Source organism: Streptomyces silvae (assembly GCF_016745505.1).
In the GTDB taxonomy this organism is placed as follows: domain Bacteria; phylum Actinomycetota; class Actinomycetes; order Streptomycetales; family Streptomycetaceae; genus Streptomyces; species Streptomyces silvae.
The window spans coordinates 1-14501 of record NZ_JAERUC010000180.1 but is presented as its reverse complement, the minus strand read 5'-3'; the positions used below and the strand labels follow the sequence as shown (position 1 = coordinate 14501).

At 69.8% G+C, this 14501-nt stretch carries 16 protein-coding genes; 9 read left to right on the top strand and 7 right to left on the bottom strand.

Features of this window, described 5'->3' with window-relative positions; genetic code table 11:
• Positions 1–457: cbb3-type cytochrome c oxidase subunit I (locus JKV81_RS28640; RefSeq protein WP_202078507.1), on the bottom strand; the 457-nt coding region annotated here is incomplete at its 3' end.
• Between the two features lie 239 nt (positions 458–696).
• Positions 697–1248 carry a glycoside hydrolase family 25 protein gene (locus tag JKV81_RS28635; RefSeq protein WP_099177194.1) on the bottom strand — a complete coding sequence of 184 codons (552 nt, stop codon included), beginning with the start codon at positions 1246–1248 and terminating at the stop codon, positions 697–699.
• A 190-nt stretch (positions 1249–1438) separates the two neighbouring features.
• Between JKV81_RS28635 and JKV81_RS28630 the strand changes: the two genes are divergently transcribed.
• A complete protein-coding gene (locus JKV81_RS28630; protein WP_202078505.1) occupies positions 1439–2098 on the top strand; it encodes an NADPH-dependent F420 reductase in 660 nt (219 codons plus the stop codon).
• A gap of 67 nt (positions 2099–2165) precedes the next feature.
• On the opposite strand, the gene JKV81_RS28625 is transcribed toward JKV81_RS28630, so the two are convergent.
• Positions 2166–3515, bottom strand: a complete 1350-nt coding sequence (locus JKV81_RS28625; RefSeq protein WP_202078503.1) for a radical SAM protein — start codon at positions 3513–3515, stop codon at positions 2166–2168.
• Between the two features lie 144 nt (positions 3516–3659).
• Between JKV81_RS28625 and JKV81_RS28620 the strand changes: the two genes are divergently transcribed.
• A complete protein-coding gene (locus tag JKV81_RS28620) occupies positions 3660–4202 on the top strand; it encodes an SRPBCC family protein (RefSeq protein ID WP_202078502.1) in 543 nt (180 codons plus the stop codon).
• 70 nt (positions 4203–4272) lie between these two features.
• Here JKV81_RS28620 and JKV81_RS28615 read toward each other — a convergent pair whose 3' ends face one another.
• Positions 4273–4647 (bottom strand): STAS domain-containing protein, encoded by a 375-nt coding sequence (locus JKV81_RS28615; protein WP_202078499.1) that lies wholly within the window; start codon positions 4645–4647, stop codon positions 4273–4275.
• A 313-nt stretch (positions 4648–4960) separates the two neighbouring features.
• Between JKV81_RS28615 and JKV81_RS28610 the strand changes: the two genes are divergently transcribed.
• On the top strand, positions 4961–5461 hold the full coding sequence (locus JKV81_RS28610; protein WP_129260248.1) for a MarR family winged helix-turn-helix transcriptional regulator: 501 nt from the start codon (positions 4961–4963) through the stop codon (positions 5459–5461).
• A gap of 29 nt (positions 5462–5490) precedes the next feature.
• On the opposite strand, the gene JKV81_RS28605 is transcribed toward JKV81_RS28610, so the two are convergent.
• Entirely contained in the window at positions 5491–6678 is a 1188-nt protein-coding gene (locus JKV81_RS28605; protein ID WP_129260140.1) for a PP2C family protein-serine/threonine phosphatase, read from the bottom strand.
• A gap of 265 nt (positions 6679–6943) precedes the next feature.
• Between JKV81_RS28605 and JKV81_RS28600 the strand changes: the two genes are divergently transcribed.
• Positions 6944–7828, top strand: coding sequence for a SigB/SigF/SigG family RNA polymerase sigma factor (locus tag JKV81_RS28600; RefSeq protein ID WP_372444262.1), 885 nt, complete (start codon positions 6944–6946; stop codon positions 7826–7828).
• Positions 7829–7939: 111 nt separating this feature from the next.
• Complete coding sequence (locus JKV81_RS28595; protein ID WP_129260139.1) at positions 7940–8557, top strand: TOPRIM nucleotidyl transferase/hydrolase domain-containing protein; 618 nt, start codon at positions 7940–7942, stop codon at positions 8555–8557.
• Here the strand turns inward: JKV81_RS28595 and JKV81_RS28590 are convergent.
• Positions 8544–9413, bottom strand: coding sequence for a pentapeptide repeat-containing protein (locus JKV81_RS28590; RefSeq protein WP_129260138.1), 870 nt, complete (start codon positions 9411–9413; stop codon positions 8544–8546). The genes JKV81_RS28595 and JKV81_RS28590 overlap by 14 nt on opposite strands.
• A gap of 138 nt (positions 9414–9551) precedes the next feature.
• Between JKV81_RS28590 and JKV81_RS28585 the strand changes: the two genes are divergently transcribed.
• The gene (locus tag JKV81_RS28585) at positions 9552–10037 is read left to right on the top strand and encodes a hypothetical protein (protein WP_202078497.1); all 486 of its coding nucleotides are present in this window, start codon (positions 9552–9554) and stop codon (positions 10035–10037) included.
• Positions 10038–10122: 85 nt separating this feature from the next.
• Positions 10123–10350 carry a hypothetical protein gene (locus JKV81_RS28580; protein ID WP_129260136.1) on the top strand — a complete coding sequence of 76 codons (228 nt, stop codon included), beginning with the start codon at positions 10123–10125 and terminating at the stop codon, positions 10348–10350.
• Between the two features lies 1 nt (position 10351).
• Here JKV81_RS28580 and JKV81_RS28575 read toward each other — a convergent pair whose 3' ends face one another.
• Complete coding sequence (locus JKV81_RS28575) at positions 10352–10804, bottom strand: SRPBCC family protein (protein ID WP_129260135.1); 453 nt, start codon at positions 10802–10804, stop codon at positions 10352–10354.
• Between the two features lie 350 nt (positions 10805–11154).
• On the opposite strand from JKV81_RS28575, the gene rhaI reads away from it, so the two are divergent.
• Both rhaI and JKV81_RS28565 read left to right on the top strand, forming a co-directional pair.
• Complete coding sequence (gene rhaI, locus JKV81_RS28570) at positions 11155–12321, top strand: L-rhamnose isomerase (RefSeq protein WP_129260134.1); 1167 nt, start codon at positions 11155–11157, stop codon at positions 12319–12321.
• Between the two features lie 91 nt (positions 12322–12412).
• Positions 12413–14458, top strand: coding sequence for a bifunctional aldolase/short-chain dehydrogenase (locus JKV81_RS28565; RefSeq protein WP_202078495.1), 2046 nt, complete (start codon positions 12413–12415; stop codon positions 14456–14458).
• Positions 14459–14501: the final 43 nt, after the last annotated feature.

Here is a 14501-nt window from a genome sequence, read left to right as displayed (position 1 = left end):
CGAAGTCGGCCGCACCCTGCGGGGTGAGGAAGCCGGCCACGACGATCAGCGAGCCGAAGAGGTACAGCCAGTACGCAAACATGTTCAGCCGCGGGAACGCCACGTCGGGCGCTCCGATCTGCAGCGGCATGATCCAGTTCGCGAACCCGTTGAACAGCGGTGTCGCGAACATCAGCAGCATGATCGTGCCGTGGATCGTGAACGCCTGGTTGAACTGCTCGTTCGAGACGATCTGGTCACCCGGACGGGCCAGCTCGGCACGCATGACGAGCGCCAGGATGCCACCGACGATGAAGAAGGCGAACGAGGTGACCAGATACAGCGTGCCGATGGTCTTGTGGTCGGTGGTGGTCAGCCACCTGATGACCACATTCCCCGGCTGCCGACTCCGCACAGGCAGTTCGTCCTCGTAGGCGGCATCGGCTTCCGCCGATACTGCGGGACCCCTCGTCGTCACTGCGGCACTCCTTCGGTCGACGGCCGACTGCTGACTCGGCGACCAGGATGGACTCCCCGTTGCGGTACCGCAGGTCATCTCCGTGCGCACTGCACCAGTGGCTGGCAAAGGACACTCCACTGGCCGATGGTGATGATGCCTGTGTTGACGCGCGCGTGGCGCCTCAGGAAGGCGAACCCGCCCCTCGGAGCGGATCCGCCTCCGGGAAGGCGGCCTCGCCCCTCAGGAGCGATCCCTTCTCAGGCCGTGGCCCAGTCGCGCATCGCCTTCCGCGAGGCGAAGTCCGCCACGTTCTTGTCGAGCGGGTCGTCGGTGTACTGGTGGATGCGCCAGTCCGCCTCGATCCGCGGTGCGGCCGCCTTGCCGTAGTCGGCGATCCAGAGTCCGTCGCCGGCGTACGAACTCGTGTCGTGGTTGAGCCAGAAGGTGCGGTTGCAGTAGAGCAGGACACGGTGGTGGGGCCTCAGCCTCTTCACCTCACGGATGAAACGGTCCTTGTCCGCGCTGCTCGCGTGCGTCCCCTCACCGGTCTGTTCCCAGTCGACGGCAAGGAGGTCGCCCTCCTTCTCCGGTGTCTTGTCGAGGAAGTACTCCGCCTGCTCCTTCGTGTTTCCCGGCCAGAGGAAGTGGTAGAAGCCGACGACGCATTCGGCGTCCCTGGCGCGTTTCACCTGGCTCTTCAGCCGCGGATTCACATAGGTGCGGCCCTCGGTCGCCTTGACGAAGACGAAGTCCGAACCGTCCGTGTCGTAGTCCGGCTGATAGGCGCTGACATCGACGCCGTGCAGCACAGGCACCACCTCCAAGTGGGGCATTGTGGTTCCGTTTCTCTCCCCCATACGTGCCCACCGGGAGCTCTCCCATCCGCCACCCGGTTGCCGAACCGATTCGGCTCAGCCGGAATAGCGGCTGTGACGCCGGGGTTGGTGATCCGGCGAGACCCTTTCACTCCAGGCACTCGGCATCGGAAGGTCGGACGTCATGAAGATCGGCATCATCGGGGCAGGCAACATCGGCGGCAATCTCACCCGGCGGCTCACCGCGCTCGGGCACGACGTGTCCGTGGCCAATTCGCGTGGGCCGGAGACGCTGAAGGCGCTCGCCGAGGAAACGGGCGCCACCCCGGTCACGGCCGCCGAGGCGGCGCGCGGAGCACGGGTCGTCGTGGTGACCGTTCCCCTCAAGGCGGTCCCCGACCTGCCCTCGGGCCTTCTCGGAGAGGCGGCGGACGACGTCGCCGTCATCGACACGGGCAACTACTACCCGCAGCAGCGTGACGGCCGTATCGCCGCCATCGAGGACGGGCTGACGGAGAGCCGGTGGACCGAGCAGCAGATCGGCCATCCGGTGATCAAGGCGTTCAACGGCACCTACGCCCAGGACATCCTCGACAAGGGGCAGCCCCAGGGCACCCCTGGCCGGCAGGCTCTCCCCGTCGCAGGGGACGACCCGGCGGCCAAGCGGACCGTGCGGGACCTGATCGACGAGCTGGGCTTCGACACCGTGGACGCGGGCGGCCTCGACGAGTCCTGGCGCCAGCAGCCGGGCACGCCCGTCTACGGCAACCGGGGCGACGCCGACGCCATCGCGAAGGCACTGGCCGACGCCTCCCCGGAGCGCACCGCCGAGTGGCGCGCCTGAGCGGGAGCCGACGTCGCCGCGCGCCGGGCGGGGCCTGCGCGCGGCGCGGCTGCCGGGACTCCCCCGCTCAGCTCCCGGCGGGGAGGCTGTCCATGAAGGAGCTGACGGAGAACACGGCGCGGCCGGGGCCCGGAGGGCCGTATCCGGGCGGTGAGGACAGGCCGTACTCCTCCATGGTCGAGCGATAGGCGTCGAGCAGCCTGATGTGGTATTCGAGGGGCGCGCCGTCGGGGTTGGTCTTCCCCAGGGGTGTCGTGGGCTCGGGGCACCAGGTGGTGAAGCGCGGGGTGATGCCGTGCGACATGAAGAAGCGGAGGCCCTCGGTGGTGGACGCGATGGCCTCGTCGACGCTCGTGAAGCCGAAGGGCTCGGCCATCTCCACGCCGGCGACGAAGTTGGGGATCACATTGCGGGCGCCGAACACCTCGGCGGAGTCGAGGATGCGGCGGTGCCATTCGTCGCGGCCGACGTAGCGTTCCTTGCCCGGGCAGTAGAGCTCGAACAGCCTTCGGTCCCACACCTCGTAGTTGGGGTGGTAGATCTGCACGCCGTAGTCGTGGAAGCGCTGGACGTCGGCCTTGGGGAGCGCCTGGGCGACGACCTTGCCGGTCCAGCGGCCGGGGAAGCGTTCCTCGATCGCCTTGGCGTAGTGCCCGTAGAAGTCCGCCTCGTCGCGGCCCTGGAGGCGGGACGTGATGGCGCCGCCGGTGAGGGTGTAGGCGGTGCTCGTCCTGGCGGTGTCGTGGCGGTCGATGATGTCGAGGGCCTCGAGCACCTCCTCGACGTCCTTGACGCCCGTGTAGGGACGGCCTGCCGCCTTGTGCTGGCGCCAGTTGTGGTTGATGTCGCAGTACTGGCACTCCTCCTTGGCACCGAAGTACTGGCAGACGCGGAAGACCGTGAGGTAGATCAGATAGCCCCACTGGATGGTGGGCGCCACCTCCATGACGGACTTTCCGTTGGACAGGGTCTGACGGTAGTAGTCCGGCATCGGGGGCAGGCCCACGTCGGAGATGCGGGTCCCGTCGAGGTAGAGCCCGAGGACGCCGTCGTCCCCGGCGGCGACGCGGTACGGCGATGCGGGGTTGACCCGCACCGACACCACCGTACGGCGGAGGTCGTAGGGCCCTCCGGTGAGCACGATCTCCTCGGGCGGACGGCGCAGCGCCGCGGCGCCCAGCTCGGGCAGCGTGCCGTGGTCGAAGGAGAAGATGAAGTACGACTTGGGCTTGATGTCCCCGTGCTCGTTGTCACTGAGGGCGGAGTCGTCGAACGCCATGCCGCCGCGCAGCAGGTCCTCCTTGAGGACGGCCTCTCTCGGCACATGGGGGAACCGCTCCATGAGCTGCTCCACCAGACGCGTCCGCTCGCCGGTGACGGCGGTGCGGGTGGGGCCGGGTTCACTGGGGTTCGGCATGTGCGGGCTCCTCGGGTCCGGTGTTCAGGACGCTGTTGCGTGTACGCCACACTGTCCAACGAACCAGCAGCGCCGAGCGTTCGCGGATGATCCGTCCGGCTTACGCGAGATACCCAGGCCGGCCCAGGACGAGGAGTACCTCCCATGCCCCGCACCATGTCCGTATCCGACAGCATCCTGATCCGGGCGGCACCGTCGGCCGTGTACGAACACCTGAGTGACCCCAGGGCGATGGGCCGCTGGAGCCCGGAGAACCTGGGCGCACGGATACTCGGGGACCCCGGGCGCACCCATGTCGGCATGGTCTTCGACGGGCGCAACAAGCGTGGCTCCTTCCGCTGGACGACCAGGTGCACGGTGACGGCCGCAGACCCCGGCGAGCGGTTCGCCTTCCGGGTGCATGCGATCGGGGTGCGGCGTCCGCGGCTGCCGGGTGCCATCGCCCTCTGGGAGTACCGCTTCGAGGCGGTCGACGGGTCCACCCGGGTCACGGAGACCTGGACCGACAACCGGCGGGCGTGGCCCGACTTCCTCGCCAACGCCTTCGACCGGGTCGCGACGCGGGGCCATACGTTCGCGGAGTTCCAGCGCGGGAACATCCGTACGACGCTGGAACGCCTCAAGGTGGCACTGGAGCAGGACGGTCCGGAGGAGGGCGGCGGCGGGAACGGCCCCGGCCTGGGGTGAGGCCCGGCTCCGGGTCCTGCCTCCGGCCCCGGGCCCTGCTTCGGGTCCCGCTCCAGGTCCCGCTTCGGAGCTAGGAGGTGCTGCCGGGCGTCACGATGCTATTCAGGGCCTCGGTCGCCGTGGGGGCCGAGGGTATGAGGACGCCGACGCCCGTGACGTCCAGGAGCCTCGTGACGTGTGACGGTACGGCTGCCAGGCTCAGGGATCCGTGCCGGTCCTTCGCGTACCGCAGGATGCTGATCATGGCGTTGAGGCCGGAGGAGTCGCAGAACTCCACGGACTCCAGGTCGATCACCAGGTGCGGTCTGCCCTGCCGTATGAGTTCCAGGGACCTGGTCCGCAGAGCGGGAGCGCTGTCCACATCGATCTCTCCGGCGACGGTGAGGACGGCTACGCTCTCCGCCGGATGGCGGACGGTGAGCGTGAGGGTCTCGCTGTGGGTCATGGGGTGTCAGTGCTCCAGGCCTGGAGCGGGTCGCCGTCGCGGAGGGAGCGGCGGTGGCCCGCTGGAAGATCACGCATCGGATGTCAACTGCGGAACCTTACCCTATGACAACTATTGCCGTTCGGAAACTTACCTGTGTGCGGACTGTGACCACGGATGCTGTTGCAGACAGGGGTACGATATTCGGGGCCACGCGTGTGTCCCGGAACCTTTTCCTGGCTTTCCATACGAGCGCGTCGAATGCCCGGCTCATTCGCCCGGTCCGGTGGCCAGACGGACGAGCGAAGCGATGCCGGATCGGAGTGTCATCAACATGGGCCTGAACCCCGAACCCGATCACCGGTCCCGGGATGCGGCCCGCGAGGGTTCCGAGTTCGTCGAACTCCTCGAAGTCCTCTGGGAGCACGGGCGTGAAGCCGTGCCGACCGGCCCGGTCTCCCCCTCCCAGCTCCGCGTGCTGTACACGCTGGACCGCGAGGAGGGCATCAATCTGCGGATGCTCGCCGAGGCCCTCGGGTCGGCCTCGCCCTCGGTCAGCAGGCTGTGCGACCGCCTCCAGGCCACCGGATTCGTGGAGCGCGCCCCCAGCCCGGTGAGCCGCCGGGAGCTGGAGCTCCGCCTGACCAGCCATGGCAAGGCGTACCTCCTCGACCTGCGTACACGCAGGGAGGAGGTGCTGATGTCCACCATCGACGCGATGCCCGCCAAGGCCCGGCGTTCACTCCTCGAAGGGCTCAGGGCCTTCCGTAACGCGGCCGCCGCCTCAGGACAGGACAGCGGCGGCGGCGCGAGACCCTTGCGCTCGACCGGCTGATCCCCGGCCGGCGCCTCCCCCGCCGTCGATCAGGCGGACACGTCACCGGCGGAGGACTGCCGGCCGAACCAGTCGAGGCAGACCACGAGCGCGTCGTCGTCCAGCGGCGCCGGACCTCGGTAGTCCCTCAGATCACGGAGCACCGCCAGCGGCACCTGGCCGGACGGCAGGAAGCGGTGCGCGGACAGCGACCGCGCGAGGGCACGCTCGCCGTAGCGCTCCCCGGCCGTCGAGGCGCTGTCGTAGACGCCGTCGCTGCCGATCAGCAGCCGGTCGCCCGGCTCCACGCGGAAGTGCTCCGCGACGTACTCCGTCTCCTCGAACATGCCCAGCGGGAGCTGCGCGTCGAAGTCGACGGCCGTGACATCGCCGCCCCTCAGCCGCCACATGCGGGGGGACCCCGCGTCCACGGCCTCGACCTCGCCCGAGGCCAGATCGAAGCGGAGCAGCAGGACCGACGCGTGCAGGGCACCGCGGTGCTGGGCGTAGACGGCCTGATCCGCGAGGCTCGCCTGGCCGGGCAGGTCGAGGCCGGCCCGCCGGGCGTTGCGCAGCGCGTTGACGACGAGGTTGGTCAGCAGCGCTGCCTCCATCCCCTTGCCCATGCCGTTGGTCACGGTGAGCGTGAGGTGATGGGCGGAGACCGACCAGTCGAAGTTGTCACCGAAGATCGCGTACGCGGGCTCCAGGTGGGCACCCAGAGAGAATTCGGGACGGGCCACCGAGCGGCCGGGCAGCAGCTGCCACTGCATCTCCGCGGCCAGGGTCAGCCGTGTGGCGCGGCGCGCGAGGAGATAGAGGTCGGTGTCCCGCTCGGCAACGAGGATCTCGTGGCCGAGGGCTTCGCAGAGCTGCTGCATCTCGGCGAGGCCCGCCCGGTCGCAACTGGCCTCCGGGGCCGTGACGGTCAGGACGCCGAGACGGTCGCCCCGGACGGTCACCGGGAGGTGCGCGGTCACGAGCCCCTGCGTCGCCCGGGACTCCACGTACGGCTCCTGGGCCCCGAAGGCGCGCCCCTGCGGGCTGCCGTGTATGTGCACCGGTTCGGCGAGCGGCGCCTCGGACACCACCTGAAGTGTGGTCATGCCGTAGTCGGCGAGCCGCAACTCCACGTCCCGTACGCCGTACTGCTCCCGCAGAGCCACCGTGACGACGTCGAGGAGCAGGTGGGGTGCGGCCTTACGCAGCTCCCGCTCGACGGCAGCGAATCTGTCCACGTGATCCTGTTTCTCATCGTGCTGGGACGCGACCGGACCGCCTGGGGGCCCCGGCCGTCGGCCTCCAGCGTACGGGGCCTGTGCCCGATCCAGCGCGGCGCGCCCGAAAGGTCGCACCGGTGGCCGGTTGGCCCATCCTACGATGTCCAGGGACAACTGTTTCCACACAGCAAGAAAAATCGTGTCATCACGCATGGGCCCTCCGGGTCGGGGCAGGGGCTGATGACAGAAGAGCGCTCAGCACCAGCGAGGGTGGGAATACACAGTGATTGCTGAACAGACCGCCGGGACCGCACCGGCTGACAGAGCGACGACTGCACAGGGCGCGCCGGGGCACGTCGGTGAGCTGCCCTGGATCGAGGACGCGGGCAAGGTCGCCCCGAAGGACGCTCGTGCTCTGTCGATGCTGTTCTTCGAGCAACTGCAGGTCCTGGAGGAGGGCACGCACGAGTACCAGTACGCGCGCAACACCCTCATCGAGATGAACATCTCCCTGGTCCGGTTCGCCGCGCGCCGCTTCCGCAACCGCGGCAGTGGCGACATGGAGGACATCACCCAGGTAGGGACGATCGGCCTCATCAAGGCCATCGACCGTTTCGAGCTCTCCCGGGAGGTGGAGTTCGCCACCTTCGCCGTCCCCTACATCGTCGGCGAGATAAAGCGCTTCTTCCGGGACACGACCTGGGCCGTCCACGTGCCCCGGCGCCTGCAGGAACTCCGTGTCGACCTGGCCAAGGCGAAGGACGAGCTCGCCACGCGCATGGACCGCGACCCGACGGTGAAGGAACTGGCCGAGTACCTGGACCTCACCGAGGACGAGGTCATGGAGGGCGTCATCGCGTCCAACGGCTACACCGCGGGATCCCTGGACCTTCCGACCGACGGCAGCGAGACCACGGGCTCGGCGACACGCACCTTCGCCGACATCCTGGGTGAGCCGGACTCGGCCATGGAGACGGTGGAGAACCTGCACGCCTTGGCCCCGCTCCTCGGAGAACTCGACGAGCGCGAACGGCGCATCATCGAGATGCGTTTCGGCCAGGAGATGACGCAGTCGCAGATCGGCGCCGAACTCGACGTCTCACAGATGCATGTCTCCCGTCTGCTCACACGCACGCTGGGCAAGCTCCGCAAGGGGATGCTGGCCTGATTCCCGGCAGCGCGCGGCACCGGACCTGCTGGCGGGCTCCGGGGCTCACCGGCCGCCCGGGGGTGAATATCGGGTGCCCCGGCCGCCGGTGGCGGTGCAGACTCGCTCTCCATGACGGAGATGCGCGCATTCCGGGAAGCGGTCGGTCACTGGGCGGCCGGTGGCCCCGGCGGGCCCGCGGGTGAACTGGCCGCCCGGCTGGGGCTGCGGACGGCCGTACTGCTGGAGGGACCGAGCGATCTCGCCGCGGTCGACGCACTGGCGGCACGACGAGGTCTGGACCTCGCGGCCGAGGGGGTGTGCGTCGTACCGATGGGCGGCGCCATGAGTATCGGACGTTACGCCGGTATTCTCGGGCCGCCCGGTCTCGGTCTGCGCCTGAAGGGACTGTGCGACGAGCGCGAGCAGCGCTTCTATGACCTGGGCCTGCAGCGGGCGAGAGCACCGCGGCAGGCCTTTTACGTGTGTGTGGCGGACCTGGAGGACGAGCTCGTCCGCGCACTGGGCACCGCGAGGGTCGAGGAGGTCATCGCCGCCGAGGGCGACCAGCGTGCCTGGCAGACCTTCCTACGTCAGCCGGCACAGCACGGGCGGCCCCGGGAGCAGCAGTTGCGCCGTTTCCTCGGCACGAAGAAGGGCCGCAAGATCCGTTACGGCCGTCTCCTGGTGGAGGCCCTCGGTCCCGGAGAGGTACCGGCCCCGCTGGACGGACTCCTCACCGGCCTGTGACCGGCTTCCGGCTGCTGGACTGCCAGTGCGGGGGCCGGGTCAGGGAGTCGGGCAGTTTCGTCGCGGCGTCGCCCTTCGCCGCGTTGACCTGGGCCTGCGTGAGGAAGAGGGCGCCGGTGAGGTCGGCGCCGGAGAGGTCGGCGTCGCGGAAGTCGGCGCCGATGAGCTCAGCCCGGCGCAGGTCGGCTCCGCGCAGGTCGGCCGCGATGAGGTAGGCCCCTCGGAGCTCGGCGCCGCGCAGGTCGGCCCCTTCGAGGCGGGCTCCGATCAGGTCGGCTCCGCGACCTCCGCGCCTGCTGCGCCGTGGGACGGTGGCGCGTTCGAGCTCCCCGGCGCGCAGCAGCAGGGCAGCGGCCCCGTCCCGGTGCGCGGACACGTCCAGCTCCGCGAGCTCGTCGGCGGGCAGGCGGGTCAGGCGTTCGGTCGTTCCGAGGGCGTCGCGGAGGCCGGCGTACAGACTCGTGGCGGCCGGCAGGGTGAGGGCCTCGGTCAGATACCAGAGCAGTTCGTGGAGCTGCCTCATCACCGGGAAGACCTGGAACATCTGCTGGGCGGTGTCGGCGGCGGTCCGCCAGTCCCGGCCGGCGTAGGTCTCCTGGGAGACCTTCTGGCCCGCGCCGAAGCAGTCGTACACGGTGCAGCCGGAGAAACCTTCCGACCGCAGCCGGGTGTGGATGCCGCAGCGGAAGTCGTCCGCCAGATTGCGGCAGGGGGTCCCCGCGTCCTTGTTGATCGCGAAGTCCGCCGACCTGGTCAGCGTCAGAGCGACGCAGCACAGCCCGAAGCAGTTCGCGCAGTCGGCACGCAGGGCGGCGCGTCCCGTGACAGGTACGGCGGTCGGGTCGTCGTCGGACACGTGCGTGGTTCCTCCGGTGTGCGGTCTCCGTCAATCCTACGGGGGTCCCCGGATCGGGCGGCGCGTTGTCCGGCGGCGTCTGTCAGTGGGGAGTTGCACACTTGGCGACAGGGCTCGGCATCGGCGAGGGGACAGCACATGAGCGCGTCGCAGGAGCAGGAGAGGGGATTCGAGCCGGCGACCGGTGACGGCCCCGCGGCCCCCGGGACCGATGGCGGACGCGCCGGAGAGGTGCGGACCGCCTTCGAGGGGTTGCTCCAGATCCGGCGGCTGACCGGTGCGGGGCGTGCGGATCCCGAGGGTGTGCCCGCCGCCTGGGAGCTCCACCGGCCGCTGCGGGCGGTGGCGTTGGCCCTGGAGGCGGCCGGGATACCCGCGTCGGCGGTCGGCCTGAACGGGGAGCGGGCCGCCACGGGCTATCGGGTGTGCGAGGGCGAGGTGTCCGGCTCGGTGCGGGTCGAGTGGGCCGGCCCGCCGGGCAGCGGCGCGGCGCACGAGGAGGACGAGGCGCTGGCGGAGTGTGCCGCGGCGCTGCGGCGGCTGGGGTGGACGGCTCTGCTGTACCGCGGGCCGCGGCGGCGCCGTTTCCTGGAGGTCGAGCCCCCGCCCGCGGCCCGTCCCTGAGGCTGCTCGGCAGCGGTGGCGAGGGCGTTGTCAGACCCATGAGGGATGCTTGACGGTCCGACACCTCTGACCGGGAGATGCTGAGATGCACGAAGCCGAAATCACTGCGGCCCAGGCGTACATCCGTCTGCTGGCGGCCACGCGCGCCGCGCTCGCCGACCCGGCCGACGCCCCTCTGTACATGCCGTTGCTCGCCTCGCCGATCGAGGAGGCCGACGAGGCTCTGCGGGGCGCGGGCCTCGCCGGCAACGAGGACCGGCTCTTCGCGCTCGTGCGCGAGCTCCGGCCGAGCCTGACGGGGTCCGGGCGCTGACTCACCCGCTGCCGTAGAGGAGGGAGCCGGGGGTGGTGAGGACCTCCCCCGTCTCCAGCCAGGTCTTCAGGCCGGACAGGATCATCGGCCAGCCGCCGTACAGGTCCTCGCTGGCACCCTCGCGGAGCTCGTCGTGGGTGACGGTCAGCCGGCAGGAGTCGCCGACGGGCTCCATTTCCCAGGTGACCCTGGTCGGGCCCTCGCTCCTGGCCTCGTCGCTCCAGAGCGCCACCATGCTCTGGACGAGCCTGCGCGGCGGGTCGACCTCCAGGTTATGCCCCTCGCCGAGCGCGCCGGGGGCACCGGGGGCGCTCATCTCGAAGCGTGAGCCCTGGGTCCAGTCCGAGGTGACGCGTGCGCCGAAGTTGTACTTGCTTCTGATCTCGGGATCGGTGATCGCCTCCCAGAGGCGCTCGGGAGTGGTGCGGATGTAGATCTCGAAGACCTTCTCCATCGGATTCTCCAGTCGGCTCTCGGTCCAGGTCGCCGAGCCCGGTCGCCCAGCCCGGTCGCCCAAGGCTCGGCCACGTGCCACCCGCCCGGTCCTGACAGGCGGAACAGGCACCGTGTTTCAGGGAAGCGTGGGCCTCCGGTCCCCCCAGTGTCCGCCCGTCACGGCGGAAGAGCGCGCCGAACGACCGCAAGCGCTTTCCCCACGCCCGCGATGAATTGATTCAAGTCGTCAAGAAACTTGTCTGACCGCTTGACTAGGAGCAGCGCACAAACCTAGCGTACGTCCCGGATGAAACGATTCACATCCTCGATCCTGACCGGTCGCCGGATGACTCTGCTTACGAGGTGTTCATGTCTGATGTGTCGGCCGTCAAGGCAGCTCTGAAGTCTCAGGTCATCGAGACGCCCTCCTGGGGCTACGGCAACTCCGGGACCCGGTTCAAGGTCTTCGCCCAGCCCGGCGTGCCGCGCGACCCGTTCGAGAAACTGGCGGACGCGGCGCAGGTGCACGCCTTCACCGGGGTGGCTCCGAAGGTGTCGCTGCACATTCCCTGGGACAGGGTCGAGGACTACGCGGCGCTGACCCGGTACGCCGAGGGACTCGGCCTGCGGATCGGTGCGATCAACTCCAACGTCTTCCAGGACGACGACTTCAAGCTGGGTTCGGTCACCCATCCGGATCCCAAGGTCCGCCGCAAGGCCACCGACCATCTGCTCGAATGCGTGGACATCATGGACGCCACCGGTTCGCCCGACCTGAAGCTGTGGTTCTCGGACGGCACCAACTACCCGGGCCAGGACGACATAGCGGGCCGTCAGGACCGTCTGGCCGAGGCGCTCGCCGAGGTCTACGAGCGGCTCGGCGACGACCAGCGGATGCTGCTCGAGTACAAGCTCTTCGAGCCCGCCTTCTACACCACGGACGTCCCGGACTGGGGCACGTCGTACGCCCACTGCCTCAAGCTCGGGCCGAAGGCCCAGGTCGTCGTCGACACCGGCCACCACGCACCGGGCACGAACATCGAGTTCATCGTGGCGTTCCTGCTGCGCGAGGGAAAGCTCGGCGCGTTCGACTTCAACTCCCGCTTCTACGCGGACGACGACCTGATGGCGGGCGCCGCGGACCCGTTCCAGCTGTTCCGGATCATGCACGAGGTGGTCAAGAACGGCGGCCTGGAGGCCGCCACCAACGTCAACTTCATGCTCGACCAGTGCCACAACATCGAGGCCAAGATCCCGGCCGTCATCCGCTCGGTCACCAATGTGCAGGAAGCGACCGCCAAGGCCCTGCTGATCGATGCCGAGGCACTGGCCGGGGCGCAGCGCTCCGGTGATGTCCTGGCCTCCAACGGGGTGCTGATGGACGCGTTCAACACGGATGTGCGGCCGCTGCTCGCCGAGGTCCGCGAGGAGCTCGGCCTGGCGCGCGACCCGTTCGCGGCGTACCTCGCCTCCGGCAACCAGGAGCGCATCGCCGCCGACCGGGTCGGCGGCGAACAGGCGGGCTGGGGCGCCTGAGCCCCGCTCCCCCACCCTCGCTCTCTCCCCGTCCGGCGGTCTCTCCCCCGTCCTGCGCTCCCGCCCGCGCCCTCTTCCCGAAGGAACCCTCATGACGTCCGCGACGCACACCGAGGTCGCCGCGCTCCTGGAGCGCGCCCACCGGATCGGCTCCGACCCCCGTAACACCAACTACGCCGGGGGCAACGCCTCGGTCAAGGCGACGGGGAGGGACCCGGTCACCGGTGGCGAGGCCGAACTGCTCTGGGTCAAGGGGTCGGGCGGCGACCTCGGCACGCTGACCGAGGCGGGGCTCGCCGTGCTGCGGCTGGACCGGGTGCGAGCGCTCAAGGACGTGTACCCGGGGGTGGAGCGCGAGGACGAGATGGTCCCGGCCTTCGACCACTGCCTGCACGGCAAGGGAGGCGCCGCTCCCTCGATCGATACCGCGATGCACGCCCTGGTCGAGGCGGCCCATGTCGACCATCTGCACCCGGACTCCGGGATCGCGCTGGCGTGCGCCGCCGACGGCGAGAAGCTGACCGCCGAGTGCTTCGGCGACAAGGTCGCGTGGGTGGGCTGGCGCCGGCCCGGATTCCAGCTGGGGCTCGACATCGCGGCCGTCAAGGAGGCCAATCCGCAGGCGGTCGGTGTCATCCTGGGCGGTCACGGGATCACCGCCTGGGGTGAGACCTCCGAGGAGTGCGAGCGCCACGCCCTCTGGATGATCCGTACGGCCGAGACGTTCCTCGAAGGGCAGGGCAGGGCCGAGCCGTTCGGCCCCGTGCTCCCCGGCCTGGAGGCTCTTGAGGAGACGGCGCGTCGTGACCGGGCCGCAGCACTCGCTCCGGTGATCCGGGGCCTGGCGTCCACGGACCGTCCCCAGGTCGGGCACTTCACCGACGCGGAGCCCGTCCTGGACTTCCTCTCCCGCGCCGAGCACCCCCGCCTCGCCGCTCTCGGCACGTCCTGCCCGGACCACTTCCTCCGTACGAAGGTCAGCCCGCTGGTCCTCGATCTGCCCGCCGACGCGCCGCTGGAGGAGGCGGTGGCCCGGCTCGAGGTGCTCCACGGGGAGTACCGGGAGGCGTACCGGGCGTACTACGAGCGCCACGCGGCCCCCGACTCGCCCGCGATGCGGGGCGCCGACCCGGCGATCGTGCTGGTGCCCGGTGTCGGCATGTTCTCGTTCGGCAAGGACAAGCAGACCGCTCGGGTCGCCGGGGAGTTCTACCTCAACGCGATCAACGTGATGCGGGGCGCCGAGGCCGTCTCCTCGTACGCGCCGATCGAGGAGTCGGAGAAGTTCCGCATCGAGTACTGGGAGCTGGAGGAGGCCAAGCTCCGCCGGATGCCGAAGCCGAAGGCGCTGGCCACGCGGGTCGCGTTCGTCACCGGAGCGGGGTCGGGCATCGGCAAGGCCGTCGCACACCGGCTCGTCGCGGAGGGGGCGTGTGTGGTCGTCGCGGATCTGAACGCCGTGAACGCGGAGGCCGTCGCCGAGGAGCTCGGCGGTCCGGACAGGGCGGTCGCGGTGACCGTGGACGTCACCTCGGAGGAGCAGATCGCCGCCGCGTTCAAGGCCGCCGCGCTCGCCTTCGGCGGGGTGGACCTGGTCGTGAACAATGCCGGGATCTCCATCTCCAAGCCGCTGCTGGAGACCACCGTCCGCGACTGGGACCTTCAGCACGACATCATGGCGCGGGGTTCGTTCCTGGTGTCCCGCGAGGCCGCGCGGGTGATGCGGGCCCAGAACCTCGGTGGTGACATCATCTACATCGCCTCCAAGAACGCCGTGTTCGCGGGCCCGAACAACATCGCGTACTCGGCCACGAAGGCCGATCAGGCGCACCAGGTGCGTCTGCTGGCGGCGGAGCTCGGCGAGCACGGCATCCGGGTCAACGGGGTCAACCCGGACGGGGTGGTGCGGGGTTCCGGAATCTTCGCGGCGGGCTGGGGAGCCCAGCGTGCGGCGACGTACGGCATCGAGGAGGAGAAGCTGGGCGAGTTCTACGCCCAGCGCACGATCCTCAAGCGCGAGGTTCTCCCCGAGCATGTCGCCAACGCCGTCTTCGCGTTGACGGGCGGCGACCTCACCCACACCACCGGCCTCCACATTCCCGTCGACGCCGGTGTGGCGGCGGCGTTCCTGCGCTGACCATGTGCCGTCGCGCCGCGCCCCGGGTGCTCTTCCGTACACA